Source organism: Anabaena sp. EIM26, assembly GCF_057568715.1.
Genome location: NZ_CM172472.1, coordinates 342,057 through 360,028, shown reverse-complemented (window position 1 = coordinate 360,028; position 17,972 = coordinate 342,057). Strand labels below are relative to the sequence as shown.

13 protein-coding genes are annotated in these 17,972 nt (G+C 36.5%); 4 read left to right on the top strand and 9 right to left on the bottom strand.

The window, feature by feature from the left end:
* The first annotated feature begins 114 nt into the window (after positions 1-114).
* Positions 115-378 carry a hypothetical protein gene (locus AC012T_RS01425; RefSeq protein ID WP_042465568.1) on the top strand — a complete coding sequence of 88 codons (264 nt, stop codon included), beginning with the start codon at positions 115-117 and terminating at the stop codon, positions 376-378.
* 63 nt (positions 379-441) lie between these two features.
* Here the strand turns inward: AC012T_RS01425 and AC012T_RS01420 are convergent, their stop codons facing one another.
* Positions 442-1,596: a glycosyltransferase family 4 protein gene (locus AC012T_RS01420; RefSeq protein WP_487062553.1), complete on the bottom strand. Its 1,155-nt coding sequence runs from the start codon at positions 1,594-1,596 to the stop codon at positions 442-444.
* Between the two features lie 142 nt (positions 1,597-1,738).
* Entirely contained in the window at positions 1,739-2,908 is a 1,170-nt protein-coding gene (locus AC012T_RS01415) for a glycosyltransferase family 4 protein (protein ID WP_487062552.1), read from the bottom strand.
* Positions 2,909-3,900: 992 nt separating this feature from the next.
* Here AC012T_RS01415 and AC012T_RS01410 point away from each other — a divergent pair.
* The 3 genes from AC012T_RS01410 (at position 3,901) to AC012T_RS01400 (ending at position 8,889) form a co-directional block, all read left to right on the top strand.
* On the top strand, positions 3,901-6,237 hold the full coding sequence (locus AC012T_RS01410) for an NHL repeat-containing protein (RefSeq protein WP_487062551.1): 2,337 nt from the start codon (positions 3,901-3,903) through the stop codon (positions 6,235-6,237).
* Positions 6,238-6,851: 614 nt separating this feature from the next.
* Positions 6,852-7,637 carry a PIG-L deacetylase family protein gene (locus AC012T_RS01405; protein WP_487062550.1) on the top strand — a complete coding sequence of 262 codons (786 nt, stop codon included), beginning with the start codon at positions 6,852-6,854 and terminating at the stop codon, positions 7,635-7,637.
* A gap of 97 nt (positions 7,638-7,734) precedes the next feature.
* Entirely contained in the window at positions 7,735-8,889 is a 1,155-nt protein-coding gene (locus AC012T_RS01400) for a glycosyltransferase family 4 protein (protein ID WP_487062549.1), read from the top strand.
* 71 nt (positions 8,890-8,960) lie between these two features.
* Here the strand turns inward: AC012T_RS01400 and AC012T_RS01395 are convergent, their stop codons facing one another.
* The 7 genes from AC012T_RS01395 to hepA form a co-directional block, all read right to left on the bottom strand.
* A complete protein-coding gene (locus AC012T_RS01395) occupies positions 8,961-9,842 on the bottom strand; it encodes an aspartoacylase (protein WP_487062548.1) in 882 nt (293 codons plus the stop codon).
* Between the two features lie 305 nt (positions 9,843-10,147).
* A complete protein-coding gene (locus AC012T_RS01390; RefSeq protein ID WP_487062547.1) occupies positions 10,148-11,581 on the bottom strand; it encodes an O-antigen ligase domain-containing protein in 1,434 nt (477 codons plus the stop codon).
* A gap of 82 nt (positions 11,582-11,663) precedes the next feature.
* Positions 11,664-12,605 (bottom strand): glycosyltransferase family 2 protein, encoded by a 942-nt coding sequence (locus AC012T_RS01385; protein WP_487062546.1) that lies wholly within the window; start codon positions 12,603-12,605, stop codon positions 11,664-11,666.
* On the bottom strand, positions 12,523-13,725 hold the full coding sequence (locus AC012T_RS01380; protein ID WP_487062545.1) for a glycosyltransferase family 4 protein: 1,203 nt from the start codon (positions 13,723-13,725) through the stop codon (positions 12,523-12,525). Before AC012T_RS01380 ends, AC012T_RS01385 begins: the two co-directional genes overlap by 83 nt.
* Before the next feature lie 29 nt (positions 13,726-13,754).
* Complete coding sequence (locus AC012T_RS01375) at positions 13,755-14,744, bottom strand: glycosyltransferase family 2 protein (RefSeq protein WP_487066394.1); 990 nt, start codon at positions 14,742-14,744, stop codon at positions 13,755-13,757.
* Positions 14,745-14,838: 94 nt separating this feature from the next.
* Complete coding sequence (locus tag AC012T_RS01370) at positions 14,839-15,999, bottom strand: glycosyltransferase family 1 protein (RefSeq protein WP_487062544.1); 1,161 nt, start codon at positions 15,997-15,999, stop codon at positions 14,839-14,841.
* Between the two features lie 109 nt (positions 16,000-16,108).
* A complete protein-coding gene (gene hepA / locus AC012T_RS01365) occupies positions 16,109-17,938 on the bottom strand; it encodes a heterocyst formation ABC transporter subunit HepA (RefSeq protein ID WP_487062543.1) in 1,830 nt (609 codons plus the stop codon).
* Positions 17,939-17,972: the final 34 nt, after the last annotated feature.

The window sequence follows — 17,972 nt, the reverse complement described above, 5'->3', positions numbered from 1 at the left end:
ATAAATTGCTTAGTATCAACAGATTTGCGACATCGAACGCACCCTACTAAATATTCCAGTGCGTAAGTCCTGTCTCTAAAAGCCTTCTAGAAGATGGATTTAACGGTTAATCTTATGATGAAACACTACATTCTCAATCTTAATCCAACTGCAAAGCATGAATGGGATAGATATATTTTACGTGATCCGTTAACCGCGAAACGTCCAGATATTGCCAAGTTAATTGCTGAAGCAGTGGGTGCGGATACAGGTAATTATTTAGTCAGTGTCAACATTCAAGTCACAGTGTTAGAAGAAGCAACAGTTTCACCAGCAGAACAGCTTTCCCTTCCTTTTCCTGAAGTCAATATTTCTTCACAAAGACGGGAAGCCGCATAAATTAGTTCTACCACCTAATATAGCCCGTAATCCACGGGCTTCATTATTTTCATCTAGAATCGCTCATTGTATTTTAGGTTTAATTACTAAATTCAATAATTGAGCAATTTGTTGATTAATAGTCGTCACATCAAAACGCTGACTAGCATTAATTTTAGCATTATTAGCAATAGTCGCAGTTCTTGTAGTTTCATTAATACAAGTATTAATCACCTGTGCTAATTCATCAGGGTTATTCGGTGTAAATAAAAAACCATTAATTCCATCTTCTACTAACTCCATTACTCCCCCTGCTTTAGCAGCAACGACAGGTTTACCGCACAGCATAGCTTCCACAATAACCCTTCCAAAAGGTTCAGGTGCAGTCGAAGTATGAGCTACTAAATCACACATAGTCATTAATTGGGGAATATCCGAGCGAAATCCTAAAAATTTCACCTGGTTTCCCAATCCCAATGCAGTAACTTTTTGGTGTAATTCTTGCACATATTCTTGTTCACCAAATAAAGCATCACCTACTAACATAACTATCACATCTTGCGGACATTTAGCTAGGGCGCTAATTAAAATATGCTGTCCTTTCCAAGGAGAAAGCCGGCTAAAGTGTCCAACAATAAATTTTTCTTCTAGTCCTAATTCTTGCCTGATGTTTCTAACATCATTTTCAGAAACTTGGTAATTATTTGCTGCAAACCCATTATAAACAACTTCAATAATATCTGGTTTTCCTCCCGCTTCTGAAAATGCTGTTTTACTAGCTTGGGAATTAGCAATTACTAATGAAGCAAACTGATTTACTAAAGTAACTGCAACCCGCAGGTTAGTTTGGCTAAAGTGTTCTGGGGAAAGAATATCATGTAAATGATAAACCAAGGGACGACGAGCTAAAAAACTCGCTACTGCACCAACAACTAAGGCTTTTTGAGTATTAGCATAAATCAAATCATATTCTCTAGCACGTTGAACTACTTGATTAATTAATGGTATAAGCTTTCCTAAACTACCTATCGCTTGTAATAAACTGCTTTGTTTATGAACTGGAAGTGATTGAGTTGTTAAAATATCTACAGGAATTTGATGTTGTTGTAATAATTTTCTAAAATCACCATCTGCAAATAAACCAACAAGTGAGCTTTCAGCATATGGTTTAGCAATATCTAATAAACATAATTCTGCACCACCTGGCTTACCACTTTGGTCTAAAAAAAGAATTTTCATGTGAACTCCTAAAAATACCAAAACCCAATTTTAGTTTCTTTATATAAACACAGTAATCAAATTCAAATATGTCTAATAATGTACCCACATCTTTCACGGATATCTAAATAATATCCACAGAAATTATAATAATATAACAAATTTAATTTAATAAAATTTGCCGCACCTTTTGAGAAATATGATTCCAATCATAATTTGTAGTTGTATAGTGACGACATTGTTCTCTGGAAGGTAAATAGATTTTTTCTAACAATACCTGTTCTAATTTTTCTCCAATACTTTTAGTACTAATATCATCAGTAATTAATTCCGGTGAAAATGGTTGTAAAATTTCTGGCATTCCTCCCACAGGAGTACATACAACAGGAGTACCACAAGCTAAAGATTCAAGAATTGCTAATCCAAACCCTTCAAAAGATTGACTAGGCATAACAGTTAAATCAGCAGCTTGATAGGCAATAGGTAATTGTTCATCTGGTAAAAAACCTAAAAATTTAACATTATTCTCTAAACCTAATTCTTGAGTCTGTTTTTGGAGTAAAGTTTGAATATGTCCACGTCCAGCTATTGCTAACCAAATATCAGGGATTTTTGGTTTAATTGCCGCTACTGCTTGCAATAATTTGTCAATTCCCATACGATAAACAAGGCGACGAGATGTAAATAATATGGGATTGTTATTTGGCCAACCGAGTTGTCTTCTAGCCTCTTGTCGTGATAAATTATTTTGAAAATGATAAATATCTACTCCACCAGGAATAATATTGATTTTGTCCCAAGAAATTTGATATTTTTGATGTAAAATATGACCAAAAGCTTTGCTAAGAACAATAAATCGATCGCATCGATCATAAGTCTTCTTTTCTATTAGCTGCTGCTTCAACCAAATACTAAGTTTCTGATTTGTTACTTCTTCTTGACTTTCTGAAGCCCAAGGCCCATGAAAATTAAAAGTGATTGGTACTTCTTTAGGTAAAAGATCTAAAATTGGAAAGCTATATAATGCAAAATGTAGATTAATAGCATCAGGTTTATCTAATCTTGTTTTTTGGAAATTAGAACGAATTGACCATAACCTCTGCCAAATTAGACTATCGGGAGATGCTAAATTAGTTAATTTAACTGGTGTATCTTCTTCAGTATTTGGTAGACCAACTCCACATAATTCTATCCGGTCTTGATTTGCAGCTAATTTATGAGTTAGTTCATAAATATACCTTTCTAATCCTCCTGGATTTTTAGGAAACCAACCTGTTCCTAAGGTTAAAATAGATGCAGAGGATGAATCAATATTTTTTTCGTTACTTTCCACCTAATTATCTCCTCTAATGAATTGAGCTTACTTCTGTTCGCGTCCATACCCAATTCAAACTCTTTACATTTTAAAAAATTACAAATCAGGTTATTTTTGAATAAATTAATAATTTTTTAGATATAGCGAGTCAAAAAGTATATGTAAATTTTCTGTTTAGAGTTTTTTATAAAAAGTAGCTAGACATTTTCACGAATACTACAATAAGTATATATAGCAATCCTAAATGATTTATAAACGCTTTTTCCCTGTTCCCTTGAGCTTTTGCTTTACGCCTACCGATAGAATCGAGTGATTAAGCCGTTGTGAGTATAGATAATACTGTTCAGTTAGGCAAATTCGTACACCCTTGTAGAGACGAAAACCTCTAACCATAGAACGTCTATACACTCCTTAACCGAAGAGTATCGGGTAGATATGGCAATCCTATAAATATCTTCAAAAGATAGAAAACTCCTTTGTAAACCATTTTAATTTGACTGTCAACCAGAAAATAAAAAGTATTTTTATTGCCCACAAGTTGTGATGGTAGTGTAGAATATCTTAGTTTAATAAAACCTCTATCTAAAGAATTTATTTAATATTTAATTTGTATTAAATATTACTTTATAAGGCAAAATAATATTTGCCACTTAGATATAACTATTCTGTAAAAAAAATATATAGTCTTGATAAAGTTTCGATGAAAATATATGATCAATGCTATTTATTTGTTAGGTTATTCATGTGTTCTGCCAATACCTAAGCATAATTAAGATGAATTTTATCTTATTTAGGCAGAATGTATGAAGTAAATAGGTGCAACAAAGACATTCATAAGCCAAGTTTAAGACTAATTACGATGATTTTCCTAACTATTAGTTTTAATTTCTTGAGCTAAATTTCATTTTTGATAGTATTTAGTAAATTAAACTAAATATAACAATTTCATCTACATTCATAACTTCATAGAGAAGTAATGATAGCTGCCGATATGCAATCATAGTAATTCCATGATCAAAATATTAATCTCACACTTTAAAAAAAACCGCCAAACACTTAATCAATTTATAAAAAGATCAATTCAGAGCAGATATTGGCAGAGAAAAATAGCTTTCAATATTTTTCTCGGTTTAACTTGTTTTTTAATGGCAATATTCGTAGGTATGATGATAGATCAGGCTACGACAAAAAGCATTACAGTATCTAACTTTACTAATCAAATTTCTAAAGCAGAAACAACTAAAACATCTAACATTACTCATCCAATTTCCAAAATACCTGATCTTACTAATCAAATTTCTCAAAAAGAAACGGCTAAAGCACCTGCATTTACATATACAACTTCTTGGCTTGGTAACACTATCGGCAAGGGAAAGTTGCGAGTACAAAATAATGTAGAGGCAATGTATGTAACTGCAAATGGTGAAATTTACACTAATAGTTATTGGGATGAAGCAGGAGGAGAAGCAGGAATATATAAAGATGGTAAAGTTATCGGGTTTCTAGAAGATCTTCACGGCTGGAATCGTCTTGGTGGGAAAGCGGTGACAGTCAATAGCAAGTATATTTATGTTGCTATGTCTCAGAGTGGGATGAATAATGGAAAAGAAGGTTATCCTCCAGAAGGTAAAACTTGGTACTGTGTGCGACGTTATAATTTAGCGGGGAAAACTGTACCTTTTTCTGGCGGTAATGGCTGGGATAAAAGTATGTTAATTACCAGTGATAAAAGTGAAGTCACTGGTTTAGCAATTGTAGGTAATAAGCTATTTGTGAGTAATGCCATTGATAACATTGTGGGTATTTATAATACTGAAACAATGCAAAAAATGGGCAGCTTTGCGGTTACGAATCCGGGAGAAATAGCTATTGATCCTCAAGGAGATTTATGGATTATTCAAAATAAAAAAGGTAGCACCGCTGGTAAGGTTGTGCATTATTCCCAAACTGGTAAAAAATTGCCTGAACAAATTGTAGATGTTGTTGACCCTACAGCGATCGCACTAGACAAACAAGATAGACTATTAGTGGCAGACAATAGCCTCCGGCAACAAGTACTAATTTATACAATTAAAGGCAAACCTTCCCAAGTAGGAACTTTCGGCGATAAAAATGGTATCTATGGCGGTGTCCCTGGTGAAGTGCAAAGCTTGAAACTCTATGGAATTACCGGAGTCGGTACAGATAGCGCCGGTAATATCTATATCAACAACAATGGGTTTAACAAATCAGGCACAGATTTAAGAAAATTTTCAGCCACTGGAAAACAACAATGGCAATTACTAGGCTTGATATTTGTAGATAATGCAGACACTGACCCCAAAAGCGATGGTATAAATGTATTCACCAAGCATGAAGAATACTTGATGGATTATAGTAAACCAGTGGGTAAACAGTGGACTTATAAAGCCTACACAGTTAATCCTTTCAAATATCCTCAAGATCCTCGTTTACACACATCCCCAGATGGTACCTTTGCCCGTCGTATTCAAGGAAAGCCTTTTTTATTCCTCACAGATATGTTTGGCAGCTTACTGCAAATTTATCGCTTCCAACCCGCTACAGACGGTAAAATTGCTATTCCAGCCGGGTTATTTGTAGGAACTAATGACCAAGGTAAATCTATCAACGGGAATTGGCCTCCCCACCAACCAACCCAAGGAGAATGGATTTGGCGAGATAGTAATGGAAACGGTGCATTTGATCAAAAAGAGTACGACAGCAGCAAAGATTATCCCTACATAGGTGGTTGGTGGGTTGACAACAAAGGTGATGTTTGGAAAACCTTGCGAACAGAAGATGGAATTCGCCATTATCCTTTACAGGGATTAGATAGCAAAGGCAACCCCATCTATACTTATAATTCCATGCAAAAACACAAGACTCCCAGCGTCTTTAAAGATTTGCGGCGAATTGAGTATTTTCCTGAAACAGATACTATGTACTTGTCAGGTTTCACCGCAGAACATCCAGCTTCTGGTGATGATACTGGAGTTGTCGGATCAGAAATTGCCCGCTTTGATAATTGGAGTAAAGGAAATCGCACCCCCAAATGGCGAACAGTAGTTCCCTATGACTCTACAGGGAAGCGAGAAATTTCCACCGCAGCTATGAGTGTAGCCGGCGATTATGTCTTCGCAGTGACAGTCAAAACCGCAGAGGTGTATGTCTATAAAGCTGCAACAGGAAAACTCCTACACAAATTCGGACCCGGCCCTGAAGTTGGTGGAGAAAGTGGCTGGGTTGATATTCCCCACGGTATCCGGGCTTTTCGCAGGTCTAATGGTGAATACTTAGTCTTTGTAGAAGAAAATATGAACGGAAAAGTGATTATCTATCGTTTTTAAACTTGAGGCAAAAGCTGAAAATTTACTCAAAAAATTGACTACTGTCTGGGTACAGCACATTCCTCATTAGTTTCAATATAAGCTCAGTTTATCTCGTTTATCTCGTTCCTAGTCTTTGACTAGGAATGCTATCACAGAGGCTCTGCCTCTACTGTCATTGATAGCATAGCGTGGCATTCTCTAACACACAACACAAAGAAAGTAGCGGTAATTCATGAATTACCGCTACGGAAGAATCAGGTTTTCGATCACATTTTGCGTAAGTTCTGACAGAGTATGGGAACGAAAAAATTTATATCAAGTTTCGTCAAATAAATTATTGATAGAAGTTATAGTAGCGTTTATATAGCGCTTTTTTGTGAGATGCAATACAATCGAGGATGTAAAGTCATCTGCCATATTTAAGTAGAAAATAACTCTTAAGTTACTTCTAATTTTCCTTCATATTTATGGCGCAATTTTACAAAAACAATAAATACTGGAGAGCATATTTAATTATGATGAATAACATATACTTATTGGTTGCTGATTTTTAAATAGTCTCAAGGGGAAATTATAATTTTCATCAATATTTCATAAGTATTAATACACATTATAATAAATAAGCAAAAAAAATGGATAAAACTAGTCTGATTAAATTAGAAAAACTAATTCCTAATGATTTTCTCAATCAGATACAATATATTCATTCCCAATTACTTACACAATGGATTTTGACTTGGGGAAGTCAGCCACTAAAATTTAGTCAAAAACCAGCAATGGTGTTTTCTCCCCATCAAGATGATGAAACCTTTGGTTGTGGTGGGATGATTGCACGGAAAAGAGAACAAGAAATACCAGTAGTTGTCACCTTTTTGACAGATGGCAGAGGTTCTCATGGTTCAGATCCACATATTCAAAATAAAATTATTCATATTCGCAAACAAGAATCCTTAAATGCATTAGAAATTTTGGGAGTAAAACCTTCAGAAATTCATTTTTTGGATAAGCTAGATGGAAGTTTACCAGATTTAAAGCCAGAGGAAAGACAACAGATAATTAATCAGATTTCTGAACTACTAAAACTTTATCAACCAGGAGAAGTTTATGTTCCCCATCGTAAAGACTGTCATAAAGATCATGAAGCTACATATCATTTAGTTCAGGAGGCAATCACCCAATCAGGAATTATAGTAGAACTATTACAGTATCCTATTTGGGTGTTTTGGAGAGCGCCTTTATTTATCCTTTTGAAGTTAAAGGATATCAGCGCAGCTTATCGGCTTTCAATTACCTCGGTGCAAGAAAAGAAAAAAAGAGCAATCGCCGCCTATCCCTCTCAAATACAAAATCTACCTCGTGGTTTTATCAAACGATTCTTATACTCAGAAGAAATCTTCTTTAAATCTGAATCTTATTAACTGGTAAATTATCTACTTTAGATTTAATTCAAGATTATATCTACATTAGGGAGCATCATGATATTTGCTAAAAATAATTGCCGTGGAGAAAAATTAAATGAGAATCTTGCATATTACAAATCATCTACAACAAATCGGTAATGGAATTGTCAATGTAGCAGTAGACTTAGCCTGTTTACAAGCAAAAAACGGACTTCATATTGCTGTAGCATCATCAGGTGGAGAATATGAAGCATTATTAGCAAATCATGGTATTAAGCACTTTAAACTAGATCAATCACGATCACCACTCAACATGATCAAAGCTGCCTGGCGTTATCGAGAAATTATCAAAAAATTTCAGCCAGATATTGTTCATACTCACATGATGACAGGAGTGGTGCTGGCGGGAATTTTTAGAAATAGTGGTAACTATGGCTTAGTTTCTACTGTCCATAATGAATTTCAACGTAGTGCTGTTCTCATGGGATTAGCAGATAGAGTAATTGCAGTTAGTCATGCAGTTGCTGATTCCATGATTCGGCGTGGTATCCCAGCCAAAAAATTGTGTGTGGTTGCCAACGGCACCTTAGGTAGCCCTCGACATAGAAACATTCAAGATTACCAACCCCTAGCATTACATCATCCAGCTATCACTACTGTAGCCGGAATGTATAGCCGCAAAGGTATTGGTGATTTAATTGAAGCATTTAGCCTCATTGCTCAAGATTTTCCCCAAGCTCATTTATATTTAGTAGGAGACGGCCCAGATCGGCCTATTTTTGAGAAAATTGTCCAAAGTAAAACATTTAGCGATAGAGGACTACACCGACGCATTCATTTTGAAGGTTTTCAAGCAGAACCACAACGCTATATGTTATCAACAGATATCTTTGTCCTTGCTTCACACTGCGAATCCTTTGGTTTGGTATTAACAGAAGCACGAGAAGCTGGTTGTGCAATTATTGCCAGTGATGTAGATGGCATTCCAGAAACTTTGGATCATCGGCAAGCGGGTATTCTCGTCCCACCTCAAGATAGTCAAACTTTAGCCAATGCTTTAGGACAATTACTCAGCGATTCCCAACAGTTGCAAAAGTGGAAATTCCGCGCCCAACAAAACTTAGAAAGATTCAGCGCTGTACGGGTAAATCAGGAAACATTGACTGTATACAGTGAATTAATGAGAAAATACAATGTTCATAAAGTCATAGAAACAAGAGAACTAGTAGCAGGTAAAAAGGTATTTATATCAAGTTCAGATAATTACTGATTGACCTACCTTGAGAGAGTTTGGTTCTAAATCGTATTAGTTATTAGCACAGTTTGCCATTAAGTATATGCTTATATATGAATAATTTCCTTTTGACTGAGATACATAGCAATTCCTTTTTCATAATAAGCTGCTTCATTAATAAAAATGGGATAAACTGTAGACTCTCCCTCATAAAGAATCTCTTTGTCTTCAAAAGTTAGAAAAATCGGATCACCGGGATGCAAAGGTTGATAATCTCTAAATTGAAGTTGGGGGTGAATCATTGCTTGAATTTCGCCGTCTTCATTTCTAGGATAATCAACCATACCAATAGATTTGTAAAAAGTTAGCGTGTTGTTGGTGAGGGTGACTTGACCTTGATTACATTCTTCAAAATAGTTCAAAACATGATAAATAAGCTGTTCTGTTTGTTGAAATAATTGAGCATCTAAAATACCTTGAGCTACAGCACCAACTTCTATAGCAAAACCCAATTTACTTAAAGAACGGAGAAACCCACTATTCTTAGGTTGTTGATGAATATAGATTTTCACTAAAGGATTAATTGCCGTTAGATTAGCTGCTAAATGAAGTAATATGGGATGCATATCACTTAAAATAATACATAATCCCATGTTGGCTGTAGTCGTGTGTAAATCAATAATTGCATCTACAAATTCTTGGTTTTTTGGTTGCAGTATTTGCAGTATTTCTTTTGCTCTTAGTTCTTCATAATTAGATGCTATAGTGGCCGCTTGTAAATTATCTCCTGTGAAGCAACGATTTAAATCGGTGTCTATATATCTTCTGCCGGCAATAATAGCTTTAGGATTGCCTAGTATTGGCAAAGTTTCAAAACTTGTTCTGTGGATTAAATTTGGATATTTTTGAAATTTTTTGACTAGATAAGCTCCTGTTAATTCATTACCGTGACTTCCTCCGACAATTGCTACCCGCTTAATTTGATTCATAATTACCCCATGTATAAAAGAGTTTACCATCAAAGCAAAGATATTCTGTGATCTTTTGAAAATACATAACAGTATAGGCTCTAAAAGAGCAGATTAATAAGGGTAATTATAGGAAAATATGAAAAAATAAATCCTATTGGAAATAGGTACTTATGGCACAATAGTATCATGCTATAAATACCTATATTGCACATCATTAATAATAGCGTTAATCGACAAATGACCAATGATTCCTTGATGGTACAAGCCCCCGGATTTATCTGTGGGGTCAATCAAAAATCCAAAATTTTCTGACCACAGATGAACTACATCTTGATACCTTGATGTTGGTAGAATTTATGTGCTGCCATAGCCATAGCTAAAAATCCCCACATAATCATGCCTGCTACACTCAACATCCCGCTATAAATAATTAATTGAGCGCAAGAACTAATACTAATAGCACGAGCAGCACTGACAAAACTATCAAAGCTGCCTTCAGTATATTTACTCACACTAATTAACATCAATAGCAACCCACCAATATAAGGGATGGCACCGAACCAACCCAAGGTGAAAAACATATCTAAAATGCCACTGTCAATGACTATTACTTCTATTTGCCCAGTTTTTTCATTGACTTTCCAGATATTTCCTAAGCCATTACCAACAATATTAGAAAGGGCAAGACTGAGGTTTCTGTCATAAGTGGCTGATCTATCTTTAAAGCTACCATCTTCTTCAAGATTAGAAAAAGTTTCAAATCTTGTAGCAACGACTTTAGAAATCGGCTCGATAGTCACCAATGGTACGACGCACATAGCCATAACTAAAATTATGGTGATTAAGCGCATTTGAATTCTGGTTTTGACCGAACCAAAAATCATTATTATTCCTAATAACCAACCTCCCCAACTGGTACGAACTTGTGAAAGTAAAAATGATAAGTAACCTACTGCTGAGGCAGGAAAAATCAAAGGGCCAGAACTGGTAAATAATAATAATAGACCTGTTCCCATTACGGTACCAAATGGGCCTGGTGAGTGTAGTGTACTCCATACACGCATTCCAAAAGGTATGGGATCTCCTGCACTGGTAAACATTTTTGATTCTATCAACCAGTATTTATCCCACTCAGGAGCCAGGACAAATTGATAAATGCCGTAAGCGCCTAAGATGAAAACACACCAAGTAAATACACGCTGAAAGTGCTGACGATAACTTGGATAATCTCGCCAATTCATAAATAAATGAAAGGCGAAGATAATGGGACTCAACCAATCTAAAAACCCGCGTATAACTGGAAGTGGTTGATTGTAAATCATACCGACCAAACAACCATAAAAGACCCCAGCAAATGCCAAAATAAAGGGCAAGCCTCCTTGACGAATGGCGCTAGGTAGGTGTTTAACAAAGGTCGCTATGGTTACAAACACCACTAAATAGGGGGCAATGAGCATCTGACGGGTGGGGTCCCAACCAATCCGATAGTCAACTAGACGAGTTAGCAAGGGTGTGAGAAACCAGATCCACCAGGTGAAGCCAATGTAGAGAATGGGATGACGCAGGTATAAGAATATGCCTACCCCTAAGGAGGTTGCGGGAAAAACTACGCGTAACAAGCCAGCTGCACCTGTAAAGTAGCAAGTTGCTGTGAGTAAGAGGAAGCCTAATATGACTATCCAACTCTGTGCTGCCCGATCTTGAGGAGAAAAGTTGGTTTGTGAAAAACTATTAAAAAGTATTTGTTTGGAAATCATGCCATTTTGGATTTTAGATTTTGGATTTTGGATTCTAAAATAATTTTGAATTTGTGAATTGTGACTATCTCTGAATCCCGATCTAAATTGTTACTTCTGCCTTTTTCAATTGATTTGTTTGCCATCCTTGCCAGCGTCCACGCAAAGATGCTTGCAATTTTTTACTTACAAGTTGGCCTTGACTGGGGAAAAATCTCAGCCATTGAATTAAGCCGAAACTGTCTTTTGTGCCTACTAAAACTGCCCAGAATAAAAAGACAATCCGACGTAGAGGGGGTAGATGTTCTAATAAAACTACGGTTTCGTTATGAACTAGGTTAATTAAGGCAATTTCATTGAAGTTTTCGCGCTGGTCTTCATCAAAGCGTTGGGCTGGATAGTGGTCTACGGCGACGCTGGGGTCATAAATCATTTTCCAACCTGCCCTTTGAAGAGTTAGGGTGAATGCCATTTCAAAGTTGACCTGTGCGCCTGTGCCACGCATTCTTTCGTCAAATCGTAATTTTCCTATGGCTTGGGTGCGAAAACTCATGTTTACACCTTTGAGGATTTCAACTTTGCGGGGTTCTCCTATTCCCAGGTGATGGTTGCCAATTACTCTTCCAAACCACTGTAAACGCCCTACAACTGAGCAGGAACCGGATTCTATTTTGTCGCCCCGGTAGATCCAATCTCGCCCACCAACACCACCTATGCAACGATCGCTTTGAAAGTGTGCGGTGATTTTTTCTAACCAATCGGGGTGGGGGGCAGCATCATCATCGGTGATGGAAACGATATCACCTTCTACTGCTGCTAGTCCAGCGTTAAGAGCGGCGACTACTCCCGGTTGTGTGACTGTGACAATCTGTAATGGTAGGTTGTGGGGTTGAAATTCGCTGAGGAATTGTCGAGTTGCGGTGTCTGTATCGCGGACTATAGCGATCGCTTGATCAACTGGTTTAGTTTGGGCTTGCAGTGCGGTAAGGCAGCGCGATAGGTCTTGCGGACGGCGATAGGTGGGGATGAGTACTGTGTTCCTCATTTTTAATTAGCTCTTCAAATATATCTACATAGGTTTGGGCCATAGTCGTCCAGCTATGTTGTTCAGCAACGGTGCGGGCTGCTTTACCCATTTGCTGGCGAATTGTGCGATCGCTATTTAGTAACTTCAGCGCAGCCGCTAAAGCATCAACATCATCACAATCGGGGACAACAATTCCACAAGACGGCGTTACCAAGTCAGCAGCACCGGTTGTTTTTGCCGTAATCACTGGTAAGCCTGAAGCCATCGCTTCAATGACTACTAGTCCAAAAGGTTCATAACGGGATGGAAAAACGAAAAAATCTGATGCCCGTTGCAGAAGGGGCATATCATGGCGATAACCTAAAAAATGTACCCGTTCACTCAATTGCAATGCGGCAGCCATTTGTGGATACGGGCTATCTTTGGTTTCACCGACAACCGCCAAATGTAAATCAGGAACGTGAACTAAGGCATGAAGCACAGTATCCAAATTCTTGCGGGAAATGCGAATATCTCCTGCAAATAGCGCCAAGGTGACATTTTCTGGTAAACCCAATTCTTGGCGACAAGTCACACCAGGAGAAAACTCTTGTAAATCAACTCCATTGACAATGACGCGAATCTTAGCACGGGGTACGCCGATGTCAACTAACTCCTCAGCTACGTTTGCAGATACAGCAACGACCATTTTAGCCTGACGAAAAGCCTGTTTTTCCCAATAGGCATTCATTGCCGTGTACAGCCATTGGTATAGCCCATAGACATTTTGAGATGGTGACTGGTGCGATCGCAGGTATCGCCACCATGAACTATGGACAAAATGCACAGCATTCACATCCGTAACACCCATAGTAATCGCACCATTGACTTTAATTAAATCAATTTCCGCACGATTTTGGCGCAACCAATCACCACTTTTTCTGGCAAATAAAAAATTACGGATAAATTCCGTAGGAAAACCTTTGACAGGAATCTCCACGCAATCAACTGCCCTATTCTGTTCTAGCTCTGGTGCTATTTCACTTGCCAATAATGTCAAATTATGACCACGACGAAGCGCTTCCATCGCAACTTCATAGTTTACTCGTCCCTGACCATCACCTTTCCTAATTTTGTGGGTAACAATACAAAGTCTCACTCACTACCTCTTGCACATTAATTTAATAATTAAGAAACACCCAATATTTTATGAGCTAATCTTGGTGGCACAAAACTGAGCGTCAGAGCAGTTAAAGTTCGCAAATTAAATTTTTGCTCAACCAAAGTTTTCCAAAAATAAGAACGTGCTACTGTTGTTTGTTTATCACCTAGCAATCCAATACCTAAAGTTGTATTAGCTTCTAGCCATAGATTTTTAAAATGTCCATGAAATTCCTTAAGTCTCACATCCTCCATAAACACTTCATAACAAAAAATTTCACTTTTAGCTTTACGAATTTTCGCCTGCATATTGCGTCTTCCACTGAGCATCGTGTCAGTTTGCTCATGCTCACGATAATATGTCAATTTTTCTGGACAATAATAAGCAGAATATCCTGATACACAACATAGATAAGTTAAATATAAATCCCACATACCACCAACTTCCGCTGGGATGAGATTCCAATCAATCAAACCATTACGAATCACACAAGCTGCCGCCGTCGCTATACTTTTATCAATCAAACCAATTTTACTAAAATTCTCATGGATGCCTGAACCAATTTGATCACGCTTGTAATAGCGTGTATTTTCTTCAGTAATAATGGGTTCAATTTTACCTTGAGCGTTGATAATGTATTGGTCACAGAAAGCAATAATTAAATTAGAATCAGCCTCCAGCGGTGGTATAAGTTTAGCTAAAAAATCTTCATGCCAAATATCATCATCATGAAGACTAGCAACATATTTACCTCTTGCCATCTTGAAGGCATTCATTTGATTAGCTAACATTCCCAAATTTTCTTGATGCCGATAAAACTTAATACGAGCATCAGCAAAAGATTCAACTAAAAATTGAGGATTCTCTGGACTACAATTATCAGAAACAATGATTTCAATATTTTGATAACTCTGTGTAACTGCGCTAGAAATTGCTTCTTTCAAGTATCCCATCCTGTTATAAGTAGGGATAATCACGCTCACTAATGGTTCTGGTAATTTAAAATTAATAGACATCATTCTTAGCCGTTACAGTGTCAAATTTAGCTTCTACTAATCGCCCCATGAAAATTAACATTTATAAATTGATACATACGCAAATTATTTAAATTTACAACAATGTTTCCACCTCAACTTTCTGAGTTATTGACTGTTGATAAACCGTTTCTAAAAAGCGTAATGCAGTCGGGACTGGACTGTAATGCTGAAGCGCCCATTTCCTTCCTTCTAAAGAAATTGTCTCTAAAATTTCTGGTTCATCTGCAATTCTGTCTATAGCTGCTTGTACGTTGTCTAAGTCTATGCCAATATAATGCTGCCAATTCTGAGGCATGACAGGAAGGAAAATACCATATTTTTCAAAATCCACATGAAAGGTAACACATCCTGCTGCCAATGATTCCCATAATCGCCAACTATCCCACTGCACAATAGTGTGTGACTTTAATCTCAATTTAGTCATCAACCGCTGAATATTATTATTAATTAAACCGCCTGAATTCTTAGGCCAAGAAGGGACAAAAAAACCACCAAAACAAGCACAAGCCATTGAATTTTTCAAGCGCTCATAGTAAGTCGGGTAGTGACGTTTACCAGTTTGTCGCCAGTGGAGATAATGATATGCTTCAGTTGAACAATTAGCTGCATTATCGACACTATTATTGATTTGCCAAATATTGCTAATTTTTGGTATTAATAAATTAGAACTAATATTTCTCACGGGATGACCAGTTCGCCAATGCCGAAAATTTACCAGTATCTGACTTTTTCTATCTTGAAAATTTGGTACTGATTGCAATTCTTGTAATATCCGCTGACTCAAACCAAACGACCAAGGATAAAAGTTATCCAAATAATTCAAGTGTCGATTATAATGAGTCTTGAGAATAAAATCAAATTGCCTATATTCGGGGCGCTTATTATAATCTTTATCATTGTCGTTGCCATCTAAATAAACAGTTAAATATTTACGGTTGGCATGAAATAAATTATCTGGCAGAGGATAATTATTATTAAACCAGTTATTGTTAAATACAACAATAGAGCAATCATCCGGCGTTATATCTGGATCATGGCGAAAGAGATATTCTGCTTTTTCAGGTAATTCTTGCCAATAATTGATATTTGAGAAAAAGGATACCCCCAATTCCCGAAAACCTTCCGCTAAACAAATAAATAAATGCTGGAATTGATCCTTTCCCTCTTTTTCCTCTCTTGGCAAACAGAAAAAATAGATTTTGCCATTAAAGTTAGCCAATTGTTCATATCTCATATTTTTTGCAATTTTATTGTCCCAAATAAATAAAGTATCTATCTTTTTATGTCAATCCAAAAATAAAGATTGACATAAAATTTCACCCCAATAAATATTTAATTATTGTTCATCTCACTTCATTTTGAATTTGATAATATTGCCAAAACTTACCACGTTGTTGACGTAGCTCTTGATATGCTCCCTGCTCCACAATCTGTCCTTGTTCAATCACTACAACCTTATCTGCTTTAGCAATTGTGGAAAGACGATGAGCAATTACAATCACTGTTCGACCCACGGTAAATTTTTCTAACAACTCCTGAATCACCTGCTCTGTGATTGAATCTAAAGCACTCGTTGGTTCATCTAAAATCAAAATTTCTGGATTTCTAACCAAAGCGCGAGCAATAGCAATTCGTTGCTGTTGTCCTCCAGATAATTGAATACCATCAGCGCCGATAACTGTATCCAGACCTTGAGGCAAATTTTCGATAAATTCTAATGCATTTGCCAGGCGTGCTGCTTCTATAATTTCTGTCTCAGTTACTGCTAATGCACCATAAGCAATATTATCGCGGATAGAAGTATTGAAAATAAATGTTTTTTGACTAACTATAGCCATTTTGCGGCGCAGTGAGTCAATTTCAAATTCTCGTAAATTTATACCATCTATGAAAATTTTGCCTTCTATGGGGTCGTAGAACCTGGTTATTAAATCAGCAAGTGTGCTTTTACCACCACCAGATGCTCCCACCAATGCTATCATTTGACCTTTTTCAATAGTCAACGTAATATCTTTGAGTACAAGTTTATTAGGTTCATAACCAAAATTTACAGCTATTATTTCTATCGCTCGCTGTAATTTATGAAACTGAATATGACCATTTTGGAAGTAATTTTTATCTTCGGTTTTCAACAAATCCTTAAGATTTTCTACTGCTCCTGCTTGGGTACTTAAAAAAGCTACCACTCCATTTAAGTCCTGAGTCATAGGAACTAAGCGAAACAATACAAAAAAGAATGTTAATAAAGAGGAAACCTCCATTAATCCTGTGACTAGTGCTACTATAATCATCGAGAGAAGAATCATAGTAGATAGACTCTCAGCTAGAGGTTTAACTAGCAGAGAAATCCAATAAACACTCTTCCACGTATTAACTATTTTTTTACTGGCTTGATAATATCTTTGCCGCTCAAATTCTTGAGTAGAAAATGCATGAACTGTGCGTATACCTTCGATAAACTCTAGCGATCTAGACGTAAAATTATCATTAGCTTTAGTAATTGCAAAACTACGCTCTCTAATTTGTTTGTTTAGTGTTGATAATCCTACAGCTAAAAGACTAAACAATAAAACAGAAACTATTGAGAGTTGCCATGAAAGCACGAATAATGAAATAGAGTAGACTACTAATGTTAAAGTTCTAGTGACCAAAAAAGCCACCCCTCCAAAAATTTGTCTAATTCTCTCCATTTCATTTGTGAGAGTACTAATCAATTCTCCAGAATTTTTTTTACCAAAATAACTGAGGCTTTGAGCCGCTAATTGTTCAAAAATTCGTTTACGGAGATTATCTACTAGATTTATTTCACTAAACTGAATGCAAATTTGTCCCATGTAGTTGAACGATGCACGCATACAGGTCGTGATAATAATTAAAGCCGATACGCGATATAATCGCTCAGTGGCTGAAGCATTAATTCCTAAAATGAAAATATCAAACCAGCCAATACCTGTTTTTACAGGTTCAGAACCGGGAGTAGTTAAACTTTGCAAAAATATCAATAAAAAACCTAAACCAAACCCCTCAAAACTGGCTGCTAAAGCTGAAAAAACAATAGCTAAACTTGCGACAAGTCGAAAATGTTTAAACTCTCGTAAGATTAAATGATAATTTTGCCAAAAATTTGTGGCTTGCAAGATTTTCAAAGTTGATGAAGGAATTTTAAGATTCATAAAAAATTTGAACATTACTTCTGAGAATTAAGCA

Excerpts from the sequence above, each read along its gene's own strand:
- AC012T_RS01425 (WP_042465568.1), top strand. The coding sequence starts at position 115 with ATGATGAAACACTACATTCTCAATCTTAATCCAACTGCAAAGCATGAA.
- AC012T_RS01420 (WP_487062553.1), bottom strand. The coding sequence starts at position 1,596 with ATGAAAATTCTTTTTTTAGACCAAAGTGGTAAGCCAGGTGGTGCAGAA.
- AC012T_RS01410 (WP_487062551.1), top strand. The coding sequence starts at position 3,901 with ATGATCAAAATATTAATCTCACACTTTAAAAAAAACCGCCAAACACTT.
- AC012T_RS01405 (WP_487062550.1), top strand. The coding sequence starts at position 6,852 with ATGGATAAAACTAGTCTGATTAAATTAGAAAAACTAATTCCTAATGAT.
- AC012T_RS01400 (WP_487062549.1), top strand. The coding sequence starts at position 7,735 with ATGAGAATCTTGCATATTACAAATCATCTACAACAAATCGGTAATGGA.
- AC012T_RS01395 (WP_487062548.1), bottom strand. The coding sequence starts at position 9,842 with ATGAATCAAATTAAGCGGGTAGCAATTGTCGGAGGAAGTCACGGTAAT.
- AC012T_RS01390 (WP_487062547.1), bottom strand. The coding sequence starts at position 11,581 with ATGATTTCCAAACAAATACTTTTTAATAGTTTTTCACAAACCAACTTT.
- AC012T_RS01385 (WP_487062546.1), bottom strand. The coding sequence starts at position 12,605 with ATGAGGAACACAGTACTCATCCCCACCTATCGCCGTCCGCAAGACCTA.
- AC012T_RS01375 (WP_487066394.1), bottom strand. The coding sequence starts at position 14,744 with ATGTCTATTAATTTTAAATTACCAGAACCATTAGTGAGCGTGATTATC.
- AC012T_RS01370 (WP_487062544.1), bottom strand. The coding sequence starts at position 15,999 with ATGAGATATGAACAATTGGCTAACTTTAATGGCAAAATCTATTTTTTC.
- hepA (WP_487062543.1), bottom strand. The coding sequence starts at position 17,938 with ATGAATCTTAAAATTCCTTCATCAACTTTGAAAATCTTGCAAGCCACA.